This window comes from Vreelandella sulfidaeris Esulfide1, from assembly GCF_054072535.1.
This window is the reverse complement of record NZ_CM133364.1, coordinates 1261982-1284820: the sequence shown is the minus strand read 5'-3', so window position 1 is coordinate 1284820 and position 22839 is coordinate 1261982. Positions and strand designations below refer to the sequence as shown.

General features: G+C 57.6%; 19 protein-coding genes. 14 read left to right on the top strand and 5 right to left on the bottom strand.

The window, feature by feature from the left end; genetic code table 11:
* Positions 1-17 precede the first annotated feature (17 nt).
* The 10 genes from ACW44H_RS05945 to ACW44H_RS05900 all read left to right on the top strand — a co-directional run bounded on the left by ACW44H_RS05945 (position 18) and on the right by ACW44H_RS05900 (position 9292).
* Complete coding sequence (locus tag ACW44H_RS05945) at positions 18-830, top strand: enoyl-CoA hydratase family protein (protein WP_457507685.1); 813 nt, start codon at positions 18-20, stop codon at positions 828-830.
* Positions 830-1963 carry an acyl-CoA dehydrogenase family protein gene (locus ACW44H_RS05940; RefSeq protein ID WP_457507683.1) on the top strand — a complete coding sequence of 378 codons (1134 nt, stop codon included), beginning with the start codon at positions 830-832 and terminating at the stop codon, positions 1961-1963. Before ACW44H_RS05945 ends, ACW44H_RS05940 begins: the two co-directional genes overlap by 1 nt.
* A gap of 123 nt (positions 1964-2086) precedes the next feature.
* Complete coding sequence (locus tag ACW44H_RS05935; RefSeq protein ID WP_457507681.1) at positions 2087-3775, top strand: AMP-binding protein; 1689 nt, start codon at positions 2087-2089, stop codon at positions 3773-3775.
* Positions 3776-3817: 42 nt separating this feature from the next.
* Positions 3818-4960, top strand: coding sequence for an ABC transporter substrate-binding protein (locus ACW44H_RS05930; protein ID WP_457507679.1), 1143 nt, complete (start codon positions 3818-3820; stop codon positions 4958-4960).
* Positions 4961-5023: 63 nt separating this feature from the next.
* Positions 5024-5944 carry a branched-chain amino acid ABC transporter permease gene (locus ACW44H_RS05925; RefSeq protein ID WP_457507677.1) on the top strand — a complete coding sequence of 307 codons (921 nt, stop codon included), beginning with the start codon at positions 5024-5026 and terminating at the stop codon, positions 5942-5944.
* Complete coding sequence (locus ACW44H_RS05920) at positions 5937-6992, top strand: branched-chain amino acid ABC transporter permease (RefSeq protein ID WP_457507675.1); 1056 nt, start codon at positions 5937-5939, stop codon at positions 6990-6992. Before ACW44H_RS05925 ends, ACW44H_RS05920 begins: the two co-directional genes overlap by 8 nt.
* Positions 6985-7737 carry an ABC transporter ATP-binding protein gene (locus ACW44H_RS05915; RefSeq protein WP_457507673.1) on the top strand — a complete coding sequence of 251 codons (753 nt, stop codon included), beginning with the start codon at positions 6985-6987 and terminating at the stop codon, positions 7735-7737. The genes ACW44H_RS05920 and ACW44H_RS05915 overlap by 8 nt, the downstream gene beginning before the upstream one ends.
* The gene (locus ACW44H_RS05910) at positions 7730-8410 is read left to right on the top strand and encodes an ABC transporter ATP-binding protein (protein WP_113268345.1); all 681 of its coding nucleotides are present in this window, start codon (positions 7730-7732) and stop codon (positions 8408-8410) included. Before ACW44H_RS05915 ends, ACW44H_RS05910 begins: the two co-directional genes overlap by 8 nt.
* Positions 8411-8459: 49 nt before the next feature.
* On the top strand, positions 8460-8867 hold the full coding sequence (locus ACW44H_RS05905) for an acyl-CoA thioesterase (protein WP_457507671.1): 408 nt from the start codon (positions 8460-8462) through the stop codon (positions 8865-8867).
* Positions 8868-8878: 11 nt separating this feature from the next.
* Positions 8879-9292 carry a RidA family protein gene (locus ACW44H_RS05900; RefSeq protein ID WP_457507669.1) on the top strand — a complete coding sequence of 138 codons (414 nt, stop codon included), beginning with the start codon at positions 8879-8881 and terminating at the stop codon, positions 9290-9292.
* Positions 9293-9326: 34 nt separating this feature from the next.
* Here ACW44H_RS05900 and ACW44H_RS05895 read toward each other — a convergent pair whose 3' ends face one another.
* From ACW44H_RS05895 to ACW44H_RS05875, 5 genes are all read right to left on the bottom strand, one after another.
* Positions 9327-10187 (bottom strand): alpha/beta hydrolase, encoded by an 861-nt coding sequence (locus tag ACW44H_RS05895; RefSeq protein WP_457507667.1) that lies wholly within the window; start codon positions 10185-10187, stop codon positions 9327-9329.
* A 42-nt stretch (positions 10188-10229) separates the two neighbouring features.
* Entirely contained in the window at positions 10230-10730 is a 501-nt protein-coding gene (locus ACW44H_RS05890; RefSeq protein ID WP_457507665.1) for a disulfide bond formation protein B, read from the bottom strand.
* Complete coding sequence (gshA, locus tag ACW44H_RS05885) at positions 10727-12370, bottom strand: glutamate--cysteine ligase (RefSeq protein WP_457507663.1); 1644 nt, start codon at positions 12368-12370, stop codon at positions 10727-10729. The genes ACW44H_RS05890 and gshA overlap by 4 nt, the downstream gene beginning before the upstream one ends.
* A 180-nt stretch (positions 12371-12550) precedes the next feature.
* Positions 12551-14893: a Tex family protein gene (locus ACW44H_RS05880; protein WP_457507661.1), complete on the bottom strand. Its 2343-nt coding sequence runs from the start codon at positions 14891-14893 to the stop codon at positions 12551-12553.
* A 170-nt stretch (positions 14894-15063) separates the two neighbouring features.
* The gene (locus tag ACW44H_RS05875; protein ID WP_457507659.1) at positions 15064-15294 is read right to left on the bottom strand and encodes a DUF1127 domain-containing protein; all 231 of its coding nucleotides are present in this window, start codon (positions 15292-15294) and stop codon (positions 15064-15066) included.
* Between the two features lie 120 nt (positions 15295-15414).
* Between ACW44H_RS05875 and ACW44H_RS05870 the strand changes: the two genes are divergently transcribed.
* The 4 genes from ACW44H_RS05870 (at position 15415) to ACW44H_RS05855 (ending at position 22812) form a co-directional block, all read left to right on the top strand.
* A complete protein-coding gene (locus tag ACW44H_RS05870; RefSeq protein ID WP_457507657.1) occupies positions 15415-16275 on the top strand; it encodes a LysR substrate-binding domain-containing protein in 861 nt (286 codons plus the stop codon).
* Between the two features lie 404 nt (positions 16276-16679).
* Complete coding sequence (locus ACW44H_RS05865; protein ID WP_457507655.1) at positions 16680-18755, top strand: type VI secretion system Vgr family protein; 2076 nt, start codon at positions 16680-16682, stop codon at positions 18753-18755.
* A complete protein-coding gene (locus ACW44H_RS05860; protein WP_457507653.1) occupies positions 18740-19561 on the top strand; it encodes a DUF4123 domain-containing protein in 822 nt (273 codons plus the stop codon). The genes ACW44H_RS05865 and ACW44H_RS05860 overlap by 16 nt, the downstream gene beginning before the upstream one ends.
* Positions 19558-22812, top strand: a complete 3255-nt coding sequence (locus ACW44H_RS05855) for a hypothetical protein (protein ID WP_457507651.1) — start codon at positions 19558-19560, stop codon at positions 22810-22812. The genes ACW44H_RS05860 and ACW44H_RS05855 overlap by 4 nt, the downstream gene beginning before the upstream one ends.
* The last annotated feature ends 27 nt before the right edge of the window (positions 22813-22839 follow it).

Sequence of the window (22839 nt, the reverse complement as noted above, 5' to 3'; positions counted from 1 at the left end):
CAGGCGAGAACAAGAATATGAAGAGCATGGCTGACCTGGCCCCCGAGCACTTTATGTGGGAAATGCATGGTGACGTCGCCGTCATCCGGTTGAATCGCCCAGAGCGCAAAAACCCGCTGACGTTCGAGAGTTACGCCGAGCTACGCGATACCTTTCGTGACCTGGCGTATGCCTCAGATGTGCATGCGGTGGTGTTCACCTCCAACGGCGAGAACTTCTGCTCCGGCGGCGATGTGCATGAAATCATCGGCCCCTTGGTAGGCAAGGACATGAAAGGGTTGCTCGAATTCACCCGCATGACCGGGGACTTGGTCAAGGCGATGCTGAACTGTGGCAAACCGATCATTGCCGCTGTGGACGGCATTTGCGTTGGCGCCGGGGCAATCATTGCCATGTCGTCGGATATCCGCTTCGCCACGCCCCGCGCCAGCACGGCGTTCCTGTTCACCCGCGTGGGCCTGGCGGGTTGTGATATGGGCGCCTGCGCCATTCTGCCGCGCATTATCGGCCAGGGCCGCGCTGCCGACCTGCTCTACAGCGGGCGCAGCATGAGTGCCGAGGAAGGCTTCCAGTGGGGCTTTTACAACCGCGTGGTCGAACCAGACGCCCTTGAGCAGGATGCCATCGCCTACGCCACCCGCCTGGCCCAGGGCCCGACCTTTGGCCACAGCATTACCAAGACCCAGTTAAACCAGGAATGGTCGATGAGCCTGGAGCAGGCGATCGAATCGGAAGCCCAGGCCCAGGCGATCTGCATGCAGACCAACGATTTCGAGCGCGCCTACCATGCCTTCGTAGCCAAACAAAAACCTGAGTTTAAGGGGGACTGATGAGCGACAAACGTTTTCTGGAGTGGCCCTTCTTTGAGGCCCAGCACCGCGAGCTTTCCGAGCAGTTGGAAGCCTGGTGCCGCGCTGAGCTGCCCCGCGACCACAGCGATGTGGATGCGACCTGCATTCAATTAGTACGCGATTTAGGCAAAGCCGGGTTTCTGGAAGGCACGGCGGGCGAGCATATCGATGTACGCAGCCTGTGCCTGATCCGTGAAACCCTGGCCCGCCATGATGGCCTGGCCGACTTTTCGTTTGCCATGCAGGGGCTGGGCACCGGCGCCATCAGCCTTTATGGCAGCGATGAACAGAAGCAGTGGCTGGGTAAAACCCGTCGTGGTGAAGCGCTCTCGGCGTTTGCGCTAAGCGAGCCACGCTCCGGCTCCGATGTGGCGCAACTGGATACCACCGCCGAGCGCGATGGTGATAGCTACCGTTTGAATGGTGAAAAAACCTGGATCTCCAACGGCGGCATCGCCGATATCTATACGGTCTTCGTCCGTACCGGTGAAGGCCCCGGCGCCAAAGGGCTTTCAGCCTTTTTAGTGCCCGCCGACACGCCGGGACTGGAAATTCGTGAACGCCTGGAGTCGGTGGCACCTCACCCACTGGCGCGGCTGGGCTTCAACGACATGGTTCTGCCTGTCAGCGCGCTGATCGGCAAGCCAGGGCAAGGCTTCAGGATTGCCATGTCGGTGCTGGACGTTTTCCGCTCCACCGTCGGCGCGGCAGCTCTGGGCTTCGCCCGCCGGGCGCTGGAGGAGTCGCTCTCCCGCAGCCGATCTCGCGAACTGTTTGGTGCCACGCTATCCGATCTCCAAATGGTGCAGGGCCACCTGGCGGATATGGCGCTCAATGTGGATGCCGCCGCCCTGCTGGTTTATCGCGCTGCCTGGACGAAAGATCAAGGCGCAGAGCGGGTGACCCGTGAAGCGGCGATGGCCAAGCTGTTTGCCACCGACCAGGCCCAGCAGGTGATAGACCAGGCGGTGCAGCTTCACGGCGGCGACGGCGTTCGCAAGGGCCATATTATCGAGAGCCTCTACCGGGAGATCCGCGCGCTGCGTATCTACGAAGGCGCTTCCGACGTCCAGAAAGTCGTCATCGCCCGCAGCATGCTCGCTGAAGAGTAAACAGCACTAAGCCGTAACGATCTAAAAACAACAAAACACCACGCCAGACACCGTATCCCTGATAACGCCTAATACAGAAGCGTCGTCAGGAATAAACAATGACACCAAATACGGAGGTTGGTCATGTACATCCAGTCGGCCCATGCTGATACTTTTGCGCGGGATAACCTGCCACCCACTGATTGTCAGCCTGAGTTTCTGCTCGCGGGCTACGATTACCCTCAACGACTGAATGCAGGCGTTGAGCTCTGCGACCGGCTGCTCGACCAGGGCCACGGCGAACGGATTGCCCTAGCAGGCAATGGCCGACGCCGCACTTACCGTGAGCTCACCGAGTGGACCAACCGCCTTGCCCATGTGTTGGTCGATGACTTGGGCGTGGTCCCTGGCCAACGGGTACTGATCCGCTCTGCCAATAACCCGGCGATGGTGGCCTGCTGGCTGGCCGCCACGAAAGCGGGCGCTGTGGTGGTCAACACCATGCCGATGCTGCGCACCAAGGAGCTGTGCCAGGTAATCGATAAAGCGGAAATCAGCCTCGCCTTATGCGACACCCGGTTGCTGGATGAGCTCATTGACTGCCAGGAGCTTACCCCCGCACTCAAACGTATCGTCGGCTTTGATGGCACCGCCAACCACGACGCAGAGCTTGACCGTTTGGCGTTAAGCAAACCCGCTACCTTTAAAGCCGTCGATACCGCCGCCGACGATGTGGCGCTGCTGGGCTTTACATCGGGCACTACCGGCTCGCCCAAGGCCACCATGCACTTTCACCGCGACTTGCTGGTGATTGCCGATGGCTACGCCAAGGAAGTCCTGCGGGTAACGCCGGAGGATGTCTTCGTTGGCTCGCCCCCGCTGGCCTTCACCTTTGGCCTGGGCGGACTGGCCATCTTCCCGCTGCGCTTCGGCGCCACCGCCGTGCTGCTCGAACACGCCTCCCCCCCCAACATGATGGACATCATCCGCGAGTATCAGGCCACGGTGGTATTCACCGCGCCAACCGCTTATCGAGCGATGCTTGCCGCGCCCACGCGCCACGAGGATTTGAGCAGTCTGCGCGTTGCCGTCTCCGCTGGCGAAACCCTCCCCGCGCCGATCTATCACGACTGGATCAAGCAAACCGGCACGCCGATCCTTGATGGCATCGGTGCGACAGAAATGCTGCACATCTTTATCTCGAATCGATTGGATGACCACCGCCCTAACTGCACTGGCAAGCCAGTGGCTGGCTACGAGGCCCGGATTGTCGATATGGAGATGAATGACGTACCCCGCGGAACGGTGGGGAAGCTTGCCGTGCGTGGCCCGACAGGCTGCCGATACCTGGCCGATAAGCGTCAACAAAAGTATGTGGTTGATGGCTGGAACATCACCGGCGATGCGTTTTATCAGGATGAGGAGGGCTACTTGCACTTCGCTGCCCGCAACGACGACATGATTGTCTCGGCGGGCTACAACATCGCAGGCCCCGAGGTGGAAGCAGCGCTGCTGGCCCACCCCGCCGTTAAAGAGTGCGCGGTGATCGGCGCCCCTAGCCAGGAGCGTGGCCAAATTGTCGAGGCTTTTGTTGTTCTAAACGATGGTTTTCAGCAAGATGAAGAGTGTCAGCACATGTTGCAGGACTTCGTGAAGCAGACCATCGCGCCGTATAAGTACCCTCGCTCGCTACGCTTTATCGAGGCACTACCTAAAACATCCACGGGTAAGGTTCAGCGTTTTCGGCTGAGCCAGGAACACTACCCGAGCGCTGGCTCTCCTGGCATCAATATGAATAGCACCGATATCAATAGCACCGACACTAACGTATGACCCTCTAAGCAAAAAACGATTAAATAAAATGAGGAAGGAACAATGAAAATGATATCCCGCTTTGGCCTTGGCTTACTGCTCTCTTCAAGCGTGCTGAGCGCGCACGCTGAAGACGTCAAGATCGGCATGATCACCACGCTTTCAGGCGGCGGTTCGCACCTGGGCGTGGACGTTCGCGACGGCTTTATGCTGGCGCTTGAGCAGTCAGGTCGCGACGATGTGGAAGTGCTGATCCAGGATGACGCTAGACGCCCTGATTTGGCGCGCAGCTTGTCCAATGAGTTTATGCAGCGTGATGAAGTCGATATCCTGACCGGTATCATCTGGTCCAACCTGGCAATGGCCGTCGTTCCCTCAGTGGTACGTCAGGGCACCTTCTATCTCTCGCCCAATGCTGGCCCTTCCGACTTGGCTGGCCGCATGTGTCACGAAAACTACTTCAACGTGGCGTATCAGAACGACAACCTGCATGGCGCCATGGGTGCCTACATGCGCGAACAGGGTTATGAGCGCCCGATCATCATGGCGCCCAACTACCCGGCGGGTACCGATGCACTGGCGGGCTTCAAGCACCTTTATGAAGGTGAGGTCGTCGGCGAGCTTTACACCCAGATGGGTCAGACCGACTACGCAGCCGAAATCGCCCAGATTCGCGATAGCGATGCCGACAGCTTATTCTTCTTCCTGCCCGGCGGCATGGGCATCTCGTTCATGAAGCAGTGGGAAAGTTCCGGTGTTGACATGCCGATCTTTGGCGCGGCGTTCTCGTTTGACGAAATTCTTATCAAGGCCGTTGGCAGTGCTGCGATTGGTGCCCGCAATACATCACTATGGGCCTACGATCTGGAAAACGAAGCCAACGACCGCTTCGTCGAGGGCTTCCAAGCCGCCTATGAACGCATGCCGACGCTTTACGCGGCACAAGGTTACGACACTGCCAATCTGATTCTCAGCGCGCTTGAAACTGCCCACCCCGATGATAAAGACGCCTTCCGCGAAGCACTGCGAGCCGCCGACTTTGACAGCGTGCGCGGTGAGTTCCGCTTTGGCCCGAACCAGCATCCTATCCAGGATATTTACGTGCGTGAAGTGGTGGAGGGTGACGATGGCGAGCCCACTAATCGCCTGATCGGTGTGGCCATCGAAGATATCCAGGACGTCTATTTTGAGCAGTGCGAAATGTAAGCTCGCCTCGGCTGGGTGCGTGCACCCAGCCACTTCTCTTCACCTTCGTTAAGGTTAACTAACGTGTCCGTTACCCTGCTAATCGAGCAACTGCTTAACGGCATTCAGCTAGGCACGATGCTGTTTTTGATGGCCAGCGGCCTCACCCTGGTGTTTGGGGTGATGGGGCTGATCAATCTTGCCCACGGCTCTTTTTATATGGTGGGCGCCTATGCCACGGCCGCGGTCAGCGCCTCGACGGGCTCTTTTCTGATCGGCCTGACGGCGGGTATGACCGCCGCGGCCCTGGTCGGCGCCCTGGTCGAGCTGCTGGTCATTCGACGCCTTTATCACCGCCCGCACCTCGACCAGGTATTGGCGACCTTTGCACTGATACTGATCTTCTCAGAAGGCACACGCTGGCTCTTCGGTTCGTCGCCGCTATGGCTGAGCCCGCCGTCGTGGCTTACCGGGTTTGTCACCCTGCCGGGGGAGACCCGTTACCCGATCTATCGGCTGGTGCTGATTGGCGTGGGGGTCGCTATTGCGGTTGGCCTTTACCTGCTGATTTCCCGCACGCGGCTGGGAATGCGCATTCGGGCGGGCGAAAGTGACCGTGAGATGATTGGCGCGCTGGGGGTTAACATTGCCAAGCTGTATACCGTGGTGTTTGCGCTGGGGGCTGCGCTGGCGGGCCTTGCCGGGGCGCTGGTAGGGGCATTGCAGTCCGTGCAGGTCGGCATGGGCGAACCGGTACTTATCCTGGCATTCGTGGTCATCGTGATCGGCGGTATCGGTTCGATCAAGGGCGCGCTGTTCGGTGCGCTGCTGGTGGGGGTTGTCGATACCTTGGGACGCGTCTACCTGCCGCTGTTTTTCCAAACATTCATGCCGCCTTCCGAGGCCACCGGGGTCGGTTCTTCACTGGCTGCGATGCTGATTTATATCCTCATGGCCGTCATCCTCGCGTTCAAGCCCAAGGGATTGTTTGCTGCCAATGACTAATACCACTTCCCTTTCCAAGAACGCTGCGCCAACCACCCGCGCGGATAGCCACTTCGACCGCAAAGGGTTGGTTCAGATGATCCTGCTCGGCCTGCTGCTATTACTGCCTGTGGCGGCCTATTTTTTGGGTCACACCTATTACGTCAATCTGGCCTCGCGGGTCACCATCATTGCCATGGCGGCCGTCGGGCTCAACCTGGCGATTGGCTATGGCGGCATGGTGAGCTTCGGTCATGCGGCCTACTTTGGCCTGGGTGGCTATGTAGCGGGCATCAGCGCCTATCATGCCTTCGACATGACACCATTCATGAGCTGGCCCTTCAGCGTGCCGGGCAGCGATAACCTGCTGGTGGTGTGGCTGGTGGCCGTCGTGCTTTGCGCCCTACTGGCACTGGCGATCGGCGCCATTTCGCTGCGCACCACCGGTGTCTACTTCATTATGATCACCCTCGCCTTTGCGCAGATGATCTATTACTTTGCCAACTCCTGGCCCACCTACGGCGGTCAGGATGGGCTGCCTATTTACATACGCAACACCCTGCCCCAGGTCGGTAACAACTTGTTCGACAGCAGTGATGCATTGACCTATTTCCTAATCTGCTTCACCGGGCTGGTACTGGCCATGGCGATCACCTCGCGGCTGATGAAATCGCGCTTTGGCGCCGCGTTGACCATGGCACGGCTGAATGACGTACGTTTGGCCACTGCCGGGATCAGCCCTTATCCCATTCGTTTGGTGGCGTTCGTTATCTCTGCGGCGATCACCGGGCTTGCCGGGGCGCTCTACGCGGACCTGAACGGCTTCGTCAGCCCCTCGATGCTCAGTTGGCACTTCTCCGGCGAGCTGATGGTCATCGTCATCCTGGGCGGTGTGGGCCGGCTTTATGGCCCGTTGGCCGGGGCGGTGCTGTTTGTGATGATGGAAACCTTCCTGGGTGGCATTACCGAGTACTGGCAGCTCTTTTTGGGGCTGGTGCTGCTGGGCGTGGTGCTGTTTGCCAAGCACGGTGTGATGGGTTGGCTGGCCGGGAGTGAGCGCAATGAGTGAGGCTGTCCTTTCACTGCAAAAGCTGCATAAGCGCTTTGGAGCACTGCAGGCGACCAACGATGTGTCGCTGGATCTTAGGCAGGGGGAAATCCATGCCCTAATTGGCCCCAACGGCGCGGGTAAGTCCACGCTGATCGGGCAGATTGCTGGCAGCCTGCGCCCCGACGAGGGTCGCGTTTATCTGTCTAATACCGACATTACCACTATGAGTATTGCCGAGCGCGCACGCCTTGGGCTGGGGAGGAGCTTTCAGGTGTCTTCGCTGGCTGAACCGCTATCGGTGATGCGCAATGTGATGATGGGCGTTCAAGCGCTGCAGAGTCATAGTTTTCGCTTCTGGAAGCCCGTCGCCCGCGACCGTCACCTGCTCGACCCCGCCTATGCAGCGCTGGAACGCATGCAGCTTAGCCACCGCGCCTGGACGCCGGTGTTCGAGCTTTCCCACGGTGAGCGTCGCCAAGTGGAAGTCGCCTGCGCGCTGGCTCTCAAGCCTCGCGCCCTGCTGCTGGATGAACCCATGGCAGGCTTGGGGCCGGAAGGATCGGCAAAGCTGACCGAGCTGCTCGAGGCACTGAAGCTGGAAGTGCCCATTCTGTTGATCGAGCACGACATGGAAGCGGTCTTTCGCCTTGCTGACCGTATCTCGGTGCTGGTCTCCGGCAGCGTGATCGCCCATGGCGATAGCCACGCGATCAAGGAGGACCCGCGCGTCCGGGAAGCTTACCTGGGAGATTCTGATGCTTAAGGTTGCTGATATTGAGACGTTCTATGGGCCTTCTCAGGCGCTCTTTGGCGTGACGCTCGAGGTCGCGGCCGGTGAAATGGTCGCGTTGATGGGCCGTAACGGCATGGGCAAGACCACCACCATCCGCTCAATCTTTGGGCTGACCCCGGCCAGCCGCGGCACGATTGAATTCGAGTCGCAGAACATACGCCGCTTGCCCGCTTACCGCATCGCCAAGGCGGGCCTGGGCCTGGTGCCGGAGGGTCGTCGCTGTTTCCCTAACTTGTCGGTACGCGAAAACCTGCTGGTCACGGCCCGCCCGGGCGAGTGGACACTGGCGAAAGTGGAGGCGCTGTTTCCACGCCTGGAGGAGCGCCGCGCGCAAATGGCCAAAACGCTTTCTGGCGGCGAACAGCAGATGCTGGCCATTGGCCGAGCGTTGATGACTAATCCGCGCCTGCTGGTACTGGACGAGGCCACCGAGGGGCTGGCGCCGGTGATTCGCCAGGAGATCTGGCGGGCGATTCGGCTGCTCAAGGAGCAGGGGCAGGCTACCCTGCTAGTCGATAAGTCGCTGAGTGAAATCCTGCCCATCGCTGACCGCTGCACCATCCTGGAAAAAGGCTGCACGGTGTGGGACGGCAAACCCGCTGCGCTGGACAGCACGGTACGTGATCGTTATCTGGGCGTGTAATGTGAAATAAAGTTGAGAAGAAAGCCGAGAATAGAACAGGAAGATAGCAATGGCGTTTACCACCCAGCGAAAAATTCGCTTTCAACACTGTGATCCGGCGGGAATCGTTTTTTATCCCCGCTATTTTGAGCTGATCAATTCAGTGGTCGAGGACTGGTTTGAGGAGGTCGTGCAGCACGACTTTAATCAGCTGCATGTAGAGAGCGGCACCGGCGTACCCACGGCCGCGATCGACACTCAGTTTCACGCCCCTAGCCGGTTAGGGGAGCGGCTAACGTTCGAGTTGTTGGTGCAGGCGTTGGGGCATAGCAGCCTGACCCTGCAAATTACCGCTTATTGCGGTGAACAGAAACGCTTAACGAGTTGTTCCACCCTGGTTTTTATGGATTTAAATAGCGGTAAGTCGATGCCATGGACCGAGGCAATACGCCAGCGCATTACCGTCGATAACCAATAAGGATAGCCATCATGAGTGACGCCACCTTTCATCAGCTTCTTCACCCTTCTCATTGGAAGCCTGCCATCGGCTACGCTAATGGTGTGCTGGCTACCGGCCAGACGGTTTTTGTGGGCGGTCAGATTGGCTGGAATGCCGACCAGGTGTTCGAAAGCGACGACTTTGTCGTACAGGTAAACCAGGCGCTGCAGAATATCGTGGCGATTTTGAAAGAGGCGAATGCAGGCCCAGAGCATATCGTGCGGTTAACCTGGTATGTGACGGATAAGAAGGAGTATCTGGCCCGGCTCAAGGAGGTGGGCGCCGCCTACCGCGAGGTGCTGGGAAAGCATTTTCCGGCTATGACGATGGTGCAGGTGGCTGGGCTTGTGGAAGATGAGGCTAAGGTGGAAATCGAAGCAACCGCGGTGATCCCAGCTAAATAACCGTTATAACAGCGCCTCTAGCGAGGCGCTGTTACTAACCGTGAAACCCTTTAATCCATTCAACAAAGCAACCATTGTTTAGATAGTGCTCAAGAACCGAAAAGTGATCTACGTCGGGAAGTAGCTGCTGAGTCACTGTTTGGCCTTGCTGGCTCAAATGCTCAGCGTAGCTACTCATCTGCCTTTCAAACTCTTCTGACTCCTGGCCCCCTGCCACCAGCTTTATAGGCGCAGGCACACGGCACGGTAGCCATAACGGGCTGAACTCCTGCACATCGCGCCCGCTAAGCTGAAGCTTGGGCTGCAGCCAAGACCATGGGAAGGGTCGTAGGTCGTATAGACCGCTGATACAGAGCGCGCCGCGAATCAACTGATTCGGCAAGCCAAACGTGCCCTCCCAATCCGTCGCCATTAGCATGGCGCACAGATGCCCACCCGCCGAATGGCCCGAAATACTTAAATGCTCAGAATCGACGCCTAACTCAGCAGCATGCTTGTAAACGTAGGCAATCGCTGCCTGGCTTTGGCGTACAGTCTCACTGAAACGCACCTCTGGGCAGAGCGCGTAATTAACCACCGCGACGGTGATACCGGCGTTGACCAGATCATCGACGATAAAGCTGAATTCACGATGACTCAGTGAGCGCCAGTAGCCGCCGTGGAAGAATACATGGACGGGAGCATTCGGGTTATCGGCTTGGAAGATATCCATACGCTCAGCAAGCGTTGGACCATAAGGCAGATCGAGACTTACGTTGTGACTGGCGCGGTGGCGGTCACGGGATGCTTCGCTACGCTTACGCCAATCTTTTACCAACACCGCAGGGTCTCGACCACGCATCGGGTCGTAGGCACGGTCGATCTCTTCTTGGGTCGCAAAGTGTCGATAAAGCATGCCGATCTCCTTATAGCTGGCGCTCCTTATGCTGGCGCATGGCTAACCCCGGCTTTTAAAAAACAGCATCCGTAACGGGGCGATGGCCAGAATGGCAAAACCGATCAGCGTCCAGGCGGGTAGCGAAAGGCCCAGCAGGGAGAAATCGATATTGGCGCACTCCCCTGAGCCGGTCAGCACCATGGATACCACGTCCTGCATGGGCAGGATTTCCATCATGTAATCAAGCCCAGGGCCGCAGGAAGGCACCTCGTCGGCAGGCAAGCCTTGTAGCCAGACATGACGACCGGCGATAAAGGCGCCGGTGCCGACGGCAATAAGCGCCAGCAGCCCGTAAATCACCTTACCCACTCGCCCGGCCGGGCTGTGGATAGCAGCAATCGCAAACACAATGCCCGCAGCGATCACTGCCACACGTTGGAAGATACACAGTGGACAAGGCTCAAAGCCACCAATGTGCTCCAGGCCAAGCGCCACCGCCATCATTAGCACGCAGAAGGCTAACCCGGCCAGAGCCACCGAGCGAAAGGAGTGCTGAATCATTGACGAACCTCAGATGGCAGCGCCGACAAGGCGCGGGACTCACGAGCTTTGGTGAAATAGACCTGTAAAAACTCTTCAAAGGTTTCTTTGTCAGCGGCTTCAATATCGTGCTGCTGCTGATGAGAGGTTTCAATTAACTGAGCCAGTAGCGCTTCACGGCTGCGCTGCATGGGTTCGGCTTTCAACTGCTCCGCCTGCTCCTGGGCCAAGCTAAGCATTAGATCACTGAGCGATCCGCCATTCTCTTTTAGCCGTTCAAGCACTTGCGCAGAAGGCGTTAGTGAAGGGTCCTCTAGGCTTGGTGCAAGGCTTGCCAAGGCATCGGCGTGAGGGGCGCCCTCTTCTACTGCATCCAGTAGGCGGGCTACTTCGCCCATCTCAATGAAAATCTGCTCGCCCCACTCTCGCACCGAGGTGGTTTCGCCGTGATTATAGAGTTCAAGCTCAGGGTCACGGCCGCGCTCGACGACCCAACGACGGTTATCGTCTAAGCGGTCACACTCTTCGTCGGAGATCCAGGGACTGTCGCTGAGCAGGCACCACATCAAGAAGGTGTCCACAAAACGCATCTGAGTTTCGGTCACGCCGAGAGGATCGAAAGGGTTGAGATCCAGACAGCGCACTTCGATGTACTCTACGCCACGGGCTTCGAGGGCCTGGCTGGGAGTCTCGTTGTGCTTGGCAACACGCTTGGGACGGATGTCGCTGTAGTACTCGTTTTCGATCTGCAGGATATTGGCGTTCAACTGACGCCATTCGCCATCGACATTCACGCCCATTTTCTCGTAGTCCGGCCAGGGCGACGAGATGGCATGACGCAGGGTATTGACGTAATTCGAGAGCGAGTTGAAGCAGATTTTGAGCTGCGACTGAACCTTGTTCTGATAGCCCAGATCCGACATACGTAGCGTCGTCGCATACGGCGCGTAATAGGTATCGTCACTGAGCGGCTGGAGCTTTTCAGGCACTTTCTTGTCGTCGGGTAAAAAGCTCTTATCGATAGCCGGTGAGGCACCAAACAGATAGAGCAGTAACCAGCTATGGCGACGGAAGTGGCGAATCATGCCGAAATAGCGGGTGGAGCGGTAATCGTTGAAGGGAATGTTGGTGGCTTTTTCCATCTCGCGCAGGGCGTGCCACATATCGTCCGGCAGCGACACGTTGTAATGAACGCCAGCAATCGCCTGCATGATACGGCCATAGCGCATGTCCAACCCTTTACGGTAAACATGCTTCATGGTGCCGACATTGGAGCTGCCATAGTCCGCAATCGGTACGCTGTCGTTCCCCGATAGCCGCGACGGCATGCTGCCGGGCCAGATCCACTCATTTTCCAGGTGATGATAGGTAAAGGTATGCAGATCAGACAAAAAGCACAGCGCTTCACCCGGCTGGGAGTAGACGGGCGTGATGTACTCCAACAACGATTCTGAATAATCCGTGGTGATATGCGGGTGGGTGAGTTTAGAACCCAGTGCGTGCGGGTGCGGCGTTTGGGCAATGTGCCCATTGGCATCAACCCGCAGCCCCTCTTTTTCAAGCCCACGACGCAGGCGGCCCAACCGACCAAGGCGTGCACTGGGAATCAGGCGCTCGACTTGCGCGGTCAGCGCAGATGGCACAGTGAGTGGTTCAGGCAAGGTGAACACTCCTTGTCAGTAAAGCCCGCTGTGAGCGGGCCTTGGTGTAGTCAGGTGGCATCGCCATCATCGCTGTCTCGACAGTAGACAACAGGATATGGCGGCAACGATCGTTTTTTCAAGACGCGGTTTATTTCAAGACACGACGCTTTTCAAAACATTAGCTTTCAAAGTGCGCGACTATTTGCCGCCGCGCGCTTTTAACAGCGCGGCGCCTAGCGCGCCCATTGGCGCCGGTGCTTCAGCAGGCTTTGCACTGCTGCGCTGGCTGCGAGCGGGCTTACGCGATGTGTTCCGCTGATCAATTTCAGCGCCACCCGTTTCAGACTCCGGCTGATCATCCAGACGCATCGATAGCCCTACCCGCTTACGCGGAATATCCACACTCATGACCTTGACGGTGACGATGTCTCCGGCTTTCACCACGCTGCGTGGGTCGTCGATAAAGCGATCCGAGAGTGCTGAGATGTGCACCAGGCCGTCCTGGTGAACACCAATATCCACAAAGGCGCCGAAGTGCGTCACGTTGGTCACCGTGCCTTCCAGCACCATCCCTAGTTTGAGGTCATTAAGCGTTTCGACTCCTTCGCGGAACTCGGCGGCTTTAAATTCCGGGCGCGGATCGCGGCCAGGCTTGTCCAGCTCTTTAAGAATGTCGCTCACCGTGGGCACACCAAAGCGCTCATCGGCAAAGTCGGCGGGCTTCAACGCTTTCAGCGCGGCGCTGTCGCCAATCAAACCGCGCACTTCACGGCCGCTCTGCTTGGCGATACGTTCAACCAAGGGGTAAGCTTCCGGGTGAACGGAGCTGGCATCCAGAGGGTTGTCGGCATTATGAATACGCAGGAAACCAGCGCACTGCTCAAAGGTTTTTGCACCCAAGCGGCTGACTTCAAGCAGCTCTTTACGGCTTTTGAAAGCGCCTTTAACGTTGCGCTGGGCAACAATATTTTCGGCCAGCGCAGTGCTCAAACCAGCCACTCGCGAAAGCAGCGCACTGGAGGCAGTATTGAGATCGACGCCCACGGCGTTAACACAGTCCTCAATCACCACTTCCAGGCTACGCGATAGCTGCACCTGGGAAACATCGTGCTGGTATTGGCCTACACCAATCGACTTGGGCTCGATTTTAACCAACTCGGCGAGAGGATCTTGCAGACGACGACCAATCGAGACGGCACCGCGCACGGTGACATCCAGATCGGGCATTTCCCGCGAGGCATACTCAGAAGCGGAATAGACCGAAGCGCCCGCCTCAGAGACCATCACTTTGCTTAAGCGGTGTGCGGGGGCCAGCGCTTTGAGTAGTTCGCCGACCAGCTTGTCGGTTTCACGGCTGGCGGTACCGTTGCCTACCGCAATCAGCTCAACGCCGTGCTGTTTGACCAGCTTCGCCAGCACGCTCAATGCTTCATTCCACTGGTTTTGCGGCGCATGGGGATAGATGGTGGTGTGGCCGACAAACTGGCCGGTGGCATCGATCACTGCGACCTTACAGCCGGTGCGCTGACCGGGGTCGATGGCCAGCGTCACTTTCTGCCCCGCCGGTGCGGCCAGCAGTAAATCTTTCAGGTTGGCAGCAAAGACTTCGATCGCTGTGAGCTCGGCCTGTTCGCGCAGGCGGCCCAGCAGCTCGGTTTCAAGTGCAGTGTAGAGCTTCACGCGCCAGGTCCAGCGGACCACTTCAGAGAGCCACTTATCCGCCGGGCGGCCCTGGTCGCTGATGCCAAACTGCTTGGCAATCGTCACCTGAGCGGGGTGCACCGGCGCTTCCTCTTCACCGGGCAGGCGGATTGATAGGCTCAACACACCTTCGTTTCGCGCCCGGAACATCGCCAGAGCGCGGTGAGAAGGCGCCTTGGCGAGTTTTTCATCGTGCTCGAAGTAGTCGGAGAACTTGGCGCCCTCCTGCTGCTTGCCTTCCAGTACGCGTGCGCTTAACTCGCCCTCCTGCCAGAGGCGTTCACGCAGTTGGCCAATCAGCTCGGGGTCTTCTGCAAAGCGCTCCATCAAAATCTGCTTGGCGCCATCCAAAGCCGCTTTCGCATCTTCGATGGCGGGAATATCGCCCTCTGCTGGGCGCAGATACTTTTCCGCTTCGCTTTCTGGATTAAGCGTTGGATCGGCGAGCAACGCATCGGCCAGCGGCTCTAACCCCGCCTCACGCGCAATCTGCGCCTTGGTACGACGCTTCTTTTTGAAGGGAAGGTATAAATCTTCCAGCCGCTGCTTGGTCTCAGCGGCCTCGATACTCGCTTTCAGCGTGGCATCGAGCTTGCCCTGTTCATCGATGGCAGCGAGAACGGCGACGCGGCGCTCTTCCAACTCGCGCAGGTAACGCAGGCGCTCGTCCAGTTGGCGCAGTTGGATATCGTCCAGCGCGCCGGTGACTTCTTTACGGTAACGGGCAATAAACGGCACGGTGGCGCCGCCATCCAACAGCTCCACCGTGGCGGCGACTTGTTCGGGTCTTACGCTTAGCTCGGTGGCCAGGCGGGAAATAATACGCTGATTGACATCCATAAATTGCAACTAACTCATGCAGCATTTTTTAGTGCCCACAAGGTATCACAAACCCACCATGGCTGGCATGACCTTAAGAGTAGCCCCGAGATTGCTTCACTACGTTCGCAATGACCCCCGCTTGTCATTGCGAGGAGCGCAGCGACGCGGCAATCTCAACCGGCGGCTTGCTAACGACGCCAGCCTCTGTCATCCCAAAACGGCCGATGCGATTCACGGTGAACGTCATCGCGGCTGATGCCAATATCTTTCAGCATATCGTCGCTCAAGTGGCGCAATGCATAGCGCTCTCGACGCAGTTGCCGCCACCGATAGAACCTCTCCCCCCAAGTTACCTTGCTTACACACTGCTCCGCCTGCTGGCGTTGGGCGGTTTGATGAGTTTCGACTGAACACTCCATTTCAAGCTCCTTATAGCCGCTTACACGGCATAGCAAATAAGCGTTGAAGGAAGTATTGAGCAGCGTCTAAAATCAATCCAACGAATACTCCTTATACTCTACATCAATAAGATTGATATCATGGCTACACTACCCACCATCGATCACGAACTGCTGCGTACCTTTGTGGCAATAGTTGACCAGGGCGGATTCACCCGCGCCGCCCAGACGGTCAATCGCACCCAATCCGCCGTCAGCATGCAGATGAAACGCCTGGAAGAGGACGTGATCGAGCGCCCACTTTTTGTGCGCCAGAATCGCCAACTACTGTTAACCAGCGAGGGCCATACGCTACTTGGCTATGCACGCAAGATTTTATCGCTGCAAGGTGAGGCACTGACGCTGTTGCGCCAGCCGGACATGGTGGGGCGTGTACGCTTGGGCGTGCCGGATGATTATGTGATGCGATTTCTGCCCGGCATTCTCAAAACCTTTTCCCAAGCTTGGCCACTGGTGGATGTTGATGTGCACTGCGCGCCCTCTTCCGTGCTCTCCCAGCAGCCTCAGGAAAGCCTTGACCTGATCATTATGACGCGGGAGATAGGCGACGAAGTGGGCACTATTTTAAGGCGCGAGACGACGGTGTGGGTTTCAGCTGAGAGTCACAGCACACATTTACAAACACCCGTGCCGCTTGCGCTGTTCGAGGCACCCTGCTTTTGCCGTCGCCACGCTTGTAATGCGCTAGACCGCGCAGGACGAACCTATCGAATTGCTTACAGCAGCCCCAGCTTGGCTACCTTGCAAGCCGTTGTTGGCGCGGGACTGGCCGTCTCTGCCTGGATGCGCAGTCTGGTCACTGCCGATATGCAAATATTGGGTGAAAAAGAGGGGTTTCCTGCCCTGCCAGAGGCCTCCATTGTTCTACTGCGCACCTCATCTACCCAGTCGCCCATTATCGATAGTTTGGCCGAGCATATTGCTGAAGGGTTTAGGCTTTAATAAATGGACGCATGGTGTAGCTGTCGTGCCAACTTGTTCTTCGTAGACTCCCGCGTAATTAGAGAGACGCCCGACAGGCACGAAATCAACTCCAGTGCCAATATGCTGCTGGAAATAGACGCTAAAATGCAGTTTTTTAGCTATCGAATAACATTGCTATTAAAAACTTTTCTACACTTACCCCTGAATTAAATTCCGGCGCTAAATGCACTACCATTTTTAGCAAACCATTACTTAATTTTTTAAGCTGTAAGCCATCACTTAAAATTTTGTAAGCCATCTCTTATATATATGTAAGAGATTGTGGTGACTTGTCATTCCAGGGTTGTGCGCCGCGGCTGCCTCGCTATGCTGATCGCTTCTCATTTATCTTTGCTACGTTTAGCGATTATTCTGGAGGGTGCATGGCACTCAGCACCGGTTTGCAATTTACTCTAACCTTATCCGGCGTTGATAATTTGGCGGTGATTGATTTTACCCACCGCGAAGCGCTCTCCCAGCCCTTTGAGCTCGCCATTCACTTAGCCAGTCACGACGGCAATCTTGATGCTGCCGACCTCCTGGATCGTGGAGCCACACTCACCATCTGGCAGGACGGCGAACCGCTGCGCCGGGTGCACGGTATCGTCAGCGAGTTTGGCCGGGGTGACCGCGGCCACCGACGTACCTTCTACTCCCTGGTACTGCGCCCGGCGCTATGGCGGCTTTCACTGCGCCACAACTCGCGCATCTTCCAGAAAGTCGACCCGCTCACCATCATCAATACCCTGTGCGACGAGCGCGGCATCCGCGACGTGGCCTTTGCGGTCACTCGCGAGCTCCCCGAGCGCGAATACTGCGTGCAATACCGCGAGACGGATCTCGCCTTTATCGAGCGCCTGGCCGCAGAAGAAGGCCTGTTCTACTTCCATGAATTTGCAGAGAGCAGCCACCGGCTGGTCTTCGCCGATGACCCTCAGGTACTGACCAATCTCGGCGAACGGCCTTACAACAGCCGCGCCGGTGGCCCCGCTCCCACCCGCCATGTGCGTAAGCTAAGCCACACCGCTCGGGTCGCTGCCGCTTCCGCCACGCTAAAAGATTACAGCTTTAAAAATCCCGCCTATGCGCAGTTACATGAACATCTAGGCCGCGATGTAGAAGCGCATGGTCAGAATGCTGACTACGAACACTACGACTACCCCGGCCGTTATAAGCAGGACGCCTCCGGTCAGCCGTTCACCCGTATTCGCCTAGAGCAGCTGCGCCGGGAAGCGCTCACCGCCAACGCCGAAAGCGACCTGCCCGAACTCGCCCCCGGTGTGCGCTTCACGCTGACCGACCACGACACCGACAGCCTCAACCGCGACTGGCAGACCATTAGCGTGACTCACCACGGCGAGCAACCCCAGGCACTGGAAGAAGACGGTATCACCCAATCAGACAGTGCCGGGATGACCCGTTACCACAATCAGGTCACGCTGATTCCCGGCGATGCCCCCTGGCGGGCGACGCCCACCCCTAAACCCCGCGTCGATGGCCCTCAGGTCGCCTTTGTGGTCGGCCCCGACGGCGAAGAGATTCACTGCGACGAACACGGCCGGGTCAAGGTCCAGCTCCCCTGGGATCGCTATGCAGAGCCAAATGACACGGCTAGCTGCTGGGTACGCGTCACCCAAGGCTGGTCAGGTGGCGGCTACGGCAGCATCGCCATTCCGCGCATTGGGCACGAAGTGATTGTTTCCTTTCTGGAAGGCGATCCCGACCAGCCGCTGGTCATCGGGCGCACCTACCATGCGGTGAATACCGCGCCCTACCCGCTGCCCGAACACAAGACCCGCACGGTACTGCGCACCCAAAGCCACAAGGCCGAGGGCTTCAACGAACTGCGCTTTGAGGACGAAGCCGGCGAAGAGCAGATCTGGCTCCACGCCCAGAAAGACCTTGAGCTGCTGACGCTTAATGACCGTGTTGAAGAAATCCGCCACGACAGCTTTTTGCAGGTAAAGAACGACCGCATCAGCGAGATCGACAACGACAATCACCACACGGTGCACGGCAACCGTTTCGAACATACCGAAGGCCAGCAGCACCTCACGGTACAAGGCACCCTGCATGTCAACGCAGGACAAGCCTGGCTAAGCGAAAGCGGCCGCGAACTGCACATCAAGGCCGGCCACAAGGTGGTGCTCGAAGCCGGTAACGAATTGACCCTCAACGCCGGCGGCAGCTTCCTCAAGCTGGACGGCAGCGGCGTCACCATCGTTGGTCCCAAGGTACGCGTCAACGCAGGCGGCAGCCCCAGCAACGGCTCCGGCCAGGCGGTGGAAGGTCCGCTGCTGCCAGGGCATGCGGTGGCGGAGGTGCACGAGCCGATACCGCCCACCTCGCTTCCCAAGCTAAAGGATTACCAGCTAAGCGAAGCGGCCATCATGCCGCTCTGCGGCAAGATCAATGACACCCAGTGCTCGCGCGAGGATTGCCCATGTCTGGCTGGTTAAACCAACTTGCCGAACGCTGTTACCCGGCGGACAACCTTGCGGAGATGGTGACAGGCCAGCGTGGATTTGTGGTACTGGACCAGCGCCGGTCGCCTGAGCAGTGCAGGCCTTTGCTGGATATGCCTGGCAAACACGATTTCATCACGCTCTTTGCCGGTACAGCTTTATCGTTGTTAAACGATGCCAGCCCGTGGTTGTTTGAGATAGATACAGACAGTGAAGCATGGCGTTACGCACAATCGCTCTGCCAGCAACGCTTGGGATGGGTATGCCAACCACCGGCAGATCAAAACCTGCAAAGCATTGCTGACCACTTGCGTGCCCTTTTTGTACTGGATGACCCCCACGGCGGCAAATCACTGATCAACCTTCAGCAGCCCGCCGTATGGACCGTCCTGCTCGCCAGCGCTCCAGCCAATTTTTACTCACACTGGTTAAACCCGCTAGACCGAGTCGCCACCCCCACACCCCAGGGTCAGTGGTCTATTTGGCAGGCCGATGCGCCAACGTCCCCTGCCCCTGATCGCTGGCAGCTTACTGTAGATATGGAAGCCGCGTTGAAGGAGAGCCAACAGGCGTGGTGGCTGAGCCGAATGACGAAGACACCGCTAGCTTCTTTACCCAATGCTTGGTTGGCACGGATGAAAACAGCGATGCAGGCAGGCATCAGCCGCTCGGATCATTTAAAGCGGCTATTGCCCATTATTACGGACGAAGGCGAAAGGCTGCATATTCAGATAGACGACATTCTGAACACGCCCCTTTCTTCACGCCAAAAAGTACAGCAGTTGGAGCGCCTGTTATGAGTACTGAGCAAACCTCAGAGCGCCATCTTGACCCGATGGTGGTCAACATCTTTGAGCCACCGGAATCTGACGGCGAAAGCGCAGGGAAAAGCGCAGCGCACGTCTGCAAAGAGCAATGCTGGGCCGATATTCTGTATCTGCCAGGAACGCATACGTTCTGGTTACTGACGGAAGAGGTCTCAGACATCTTACTGGAAGCCGCAGAACAGCTTAAGGCGTGGACACAAGAAGAGGATGCCACCGAGCGACTTCGGGTACTCAACGAAGAAGCAGGCTTAATGGAGTGCCTACTGCCGACCCGGGCCGAAAACTTCCTCGACGACAGCGAAAGAGCACGTTATCAGTCGTGTTTCGAACAGCTAATTGAAATTACCTCTGTTGACCAAGAGAGCTTGGAAGATCGCATTGCGCGCCAACGCTCTTTGCTATGGCAATTCACGACGCCCGCGTTATTGGATCACTTAGCGCGACAATTCAGAGACCCCAGCGCTGTGCGCCTGGAAGACGAACTGCGTGACCTTTACCAAGCGGGCCTAAATCGCGCGCAGGAAGCGGGCTATAGTATCGAAGGTGAAAACTACTATGGCCCCTGGGAAACAGAAATCGAGCAGGCGTTGGAAACCTACCGTTCGTGCCGGGCCTTGGCTCAGCGCGAGTATCACTTCAACCCTGGAAGCGAAGGAGAAGCCACTCCCTTCTCGCTGCAAGAGGTGCTCGCCGAGTATCAAACCTTCATTGGTTTGTGCGAATCCATGCCGCCTGACGAGGCAGCGCAGCAATGTAACTTTGTGGGCCACGTCCAGCAGCTCTCTGAGCAGCAGGAAAGCAAGTATAGCGACTATCTCGAGAGTATCCTCACCCTTGCTTCGCTCGGTATCGCCACCCCCGAACTGGCGCTATCGGCAGCCAACGTCGAAACAGAGTCGCTGGACGAGGGTGTCAGTGCCTTCGACACATACTGCAAAGTGCTCAAGCAAAGCGTCGAGTTACACCAGGCGGTTGAGGAAAAACTCAGCGAATGGGAAAGCGGCACCGCCGGCAATACCAAGCTGCCTATCTTTTTGTTCGAACAAGAACGGCAACATTATGAAAGCCTCCAAGAGACGCTAAGCGATCTGTTCACACAGGCCGATGACGCCGTCAGCAAGATGGAGCCTGGTCGCGTCCTTATCTGGCATACCGATATAGAAGACGACCGCCATGCTATGGGCTACCAGAAGCGCAAGATCGAGCTGCTGGTTCGCCGTGATTTCCCATTACGCGAGTTTAGCTCACCCCAGGCAGGCCAGTCGCTCAGTCACCTCAGCCTTTATCAGTTGATGCCCGCCATGACCCAAACCGAGCGGCAACGGCTGGATAATGCCATGGGTGCGGACGGGGTATTGCCTGCAAAGTTATGGGAGGCGCCTGAAAGCGCGCTCTCCCAATGGCTGCAAGGGCGTGGCTGTGAGCCAATAGAGCATCGTTTCGACTGGCATGAAGAGCCGTTGGGTTTTTTTCAGCCTGAAAGCTTCTTCGCCTACCTTGAGGAGCAGGGGCATGAAGTTGACTCTCTCGACGGCGCCAGTAAAGAACAGTGGGGAGCCGCGCTGCAGAAAATTCTGTTCACCGGCCCGAGCCGTGAACGGCTGCGCCTGTTCGACGCCAGCGCTCAGGCCCAGATGATGCGGCTGGTCGGCATGGACAGGTTTGATCTCAACGAACCGCGCAGTGACGGCGACCGCGATACCCCCTGGGATGTCGTCGCCCAGCAACCCACACTGACGTTCTTAGACGGCGAACTGGAAATGAGCAGTGGCGGAAGTAACGGGCTGAAGACCACACGGCGCGACGAGCTTGCCATCAAGCGGCCTTCCAATGGTATGTGGCAACTCGATGATAGTGATTCAAACAAGAGTTCTGTCGAGGCCACCTATCGCTGGGAGACCAAGGGCACCTTTAGCCTGGCGCGGGGGGAGCTGCCACTAGGGCGACTAGTCCTGCCGCGAGAAGATCAGGCTCAACAGGTGGTCGCCACCCTCTCCGAGGTTGATGAACAGCGCGCATTAGGCCGCTATGTCTTAGTCGTGGACGCCGTTGCCAAAGGGTTTGCGGGTGCCAGCCTAGCACTGGCGGCCGAGACGGGCATCTCCCTTGGCGAGGAAGGCCTCAGCGTGAGTGGTGTCGATTGGGCAAAACGGGAAGCCGAAGGCGCAACCATCGAGGCCTTTGCCGGTGCCCGGCTGAGTATCGAAACCCGCTGCGCATTAAGCTGGGAGCCACCCGCTAACCTGGAACGCATCCTCCCCAACCGGGCGGCGCGCTCCGAGATGAACATGCAGCGCGCCAGTCAGTCACTGACGGGGTGGCGCAAACTTGGCACTGCCACCCTTGCGATGGAAGTGGCTGAAGGCTTAGGTGGCAAGCTCGGTCTTGCACTGGGCATGCAGAACGGCAAGTTCGTGTTACGTATGGCTGCACGCGTCGTGATCGGCAAAGGAGCTGGGGGCAGTTTTTCCGTCGAACTGGATATCGACAGCCTGGATTTGTGGCTAGTGATGCTCCATCGCGCCATGGTGGATAACAACTACGTCCAACCCGATTGGATTGATGATGACGCCTACCATAGCATGGGCCGGCTAGGCTATCTCGCCACCACCACCCTGCTTAACGTAGGCCTGCTCGCTGCCCGTGGGCAAGCGGGTATCGAGCGTCTCTACAGCGCCATGACCGGTGGGCAGAATGCGGGGCCGATTGCGTTTGAAATCGTAGAAGCCATTCGTGCTGAACGACGCGAACAGATAGCCAGTTGGGTTCAGCAATTAACTCCCGAAGCGCTAGGGTCTCTGCTTTACCTGCTTATCAGCAATCCACAAGAGTTTGAAGTAGAAGAGCCTGGTAGAGGCAGGAGTGGTGTCAATAGACAACGCTTTAATGCTCAGGAAGCGCTGGACTTTCAGCAAATCGCCATTGCCAACTGCTTGGGTTGGATCGTGGAGGGCGTCACCATGAACGTTTATGGCCCCCTCTGCCGCTTTAGTCGGGAAACCCCTACCCCTTCGCAGTACCTGTTTACCAAAGCAGTGGTCAGAATGACTGAGAACGGCCAGCCGCCGCATGACTACCCAGACTCGGCTTACCAGAACCATAAGAGTGACCTGGATAAGTTTATGGACAGAATATCAGGCATGGGAGACCCGCAAGTTGCTGAATCCAAGACTAGGTATCGCCGCTATGTCGCAGGCCTTGGTACTGAAATCTGTGCGGGTTAACAAGACAGTTTACAAAGGAATGATGTA

Coding starts and splice junctions, on each gene's coding strand:
- ACW44H_RS05945 (WP_457507685.1), top strand. CDS start 18: ATGAAGAGCATGGCTGACCTGGCCCCCGAGCACTTTATGTGGGAAATG.
- ACW44H_RS05940 (WP_457507683.1), top strand. CDS start 830: ATGAGCGACAAACGTTTTCTGGAGTGGCCCTTCTTTGAGGCCCAGCAC.
- ACW44H_RS05935 (WP_457507681.1), top strand. CDS start 2,087: ATGTACATCCAGTCGGCCCATGCTGATACTTTTGCGCGGGATAACCTG.
- ACW44H_RS05930 (WP_457507679.1), top strand. CDS start 3,818: ATGAAAATGATATCCCGCTTTGGCCTTGGCTTACTGCTCTCTTCAAGC.
- ACW44H_RS05920 (WP_457507675.1), top strand. CDS start 5,937: ATGACTAATACCACTTCCCTTTCCAAGAACGCTGCGCCAACCACCCGC.
- ACW44H_RS05915 (WP_457507673.1), top strand. CDS start 6,985: ATGAGTGAGGCTGTCCTTTCACTGCAAAAGCTGCATAAGCGCTTTGGA.
- ACW44H_RS05910 (WP_113268345.1), top strand. CDS start 7,730: ATGCTTAAGGTTGCTGATATTGAGACGTTCTATGGGCCTTCTCAGGCG.
- ACW44H_RS05905 (WP_457507671.1), top strand. CDS start 8,460: ATGGCGTTTACCACCCAGCGAAAAATTCGCTTTCAACACTGTGATCCG.
- ACW44H_RS05900 (WP_457507669.1), top strand. CDS start 8,879: ATGAGTGACGCCACCTTTCATCAGCTTCTTCACCCTTCTCATTGGAAG.
- ACW44H_RS05895 (WP_457507667.1), bottom strand. CDS start 10,187: ATGCTTTATCGACACTTTGCGACCCAAGAAGAGATCGACCGTGCCTAC.
- ACW44H_RS05890 (WP_457507665.1), bottom strand. CDS start 10,730: ATGATTCAGCACTCCTTTCGCTCGGTGGCTCTGGCCGGGTTAGCCTTC.
- ACW44H_RS05880 (WP_457507661.1), bottom strand. CDS start 14,893: ATGGATGTCAATCAGCGTATTATTTCCCGCCTGGCCACCGAGCTAAGC.
- ACW44H_RS05875 (WP_457507659.1), bottom strand. CDS start 15,294: ATGGAGTGTTCAGTCGAAACTCATCAAACCGCCCAACGCCAGCAGGCG.
- ACW44H_RS05870 (WP_457507657.1), top strand. CDS start 15,415: ATGGCTACACTACCCACCATCGATCACGAACTGCTGCGTACCTTTGTG.
- ACW44H_RS05865 (WP_457507655.1), top strand. CDS start 16,680: ATGGCACTCAGCACCGGTTTGCAATTTACTCTAACCTTATCCGGCGTT.
- ACW44H_RS05860 (WP_457507653.1), top strand. CDS start 18,740: ATGTCTGGCTGGTTAAACCAACTTGCCGAACGCTGTTACCCGGCGGAC.
- ACW44H_RS05855 (WP_457507651.1), top strand. CDS start 19,558: ATGAGTACTGAGCAAACCTCAGAGCGCCATCTTGACCCGATGGTGGTC.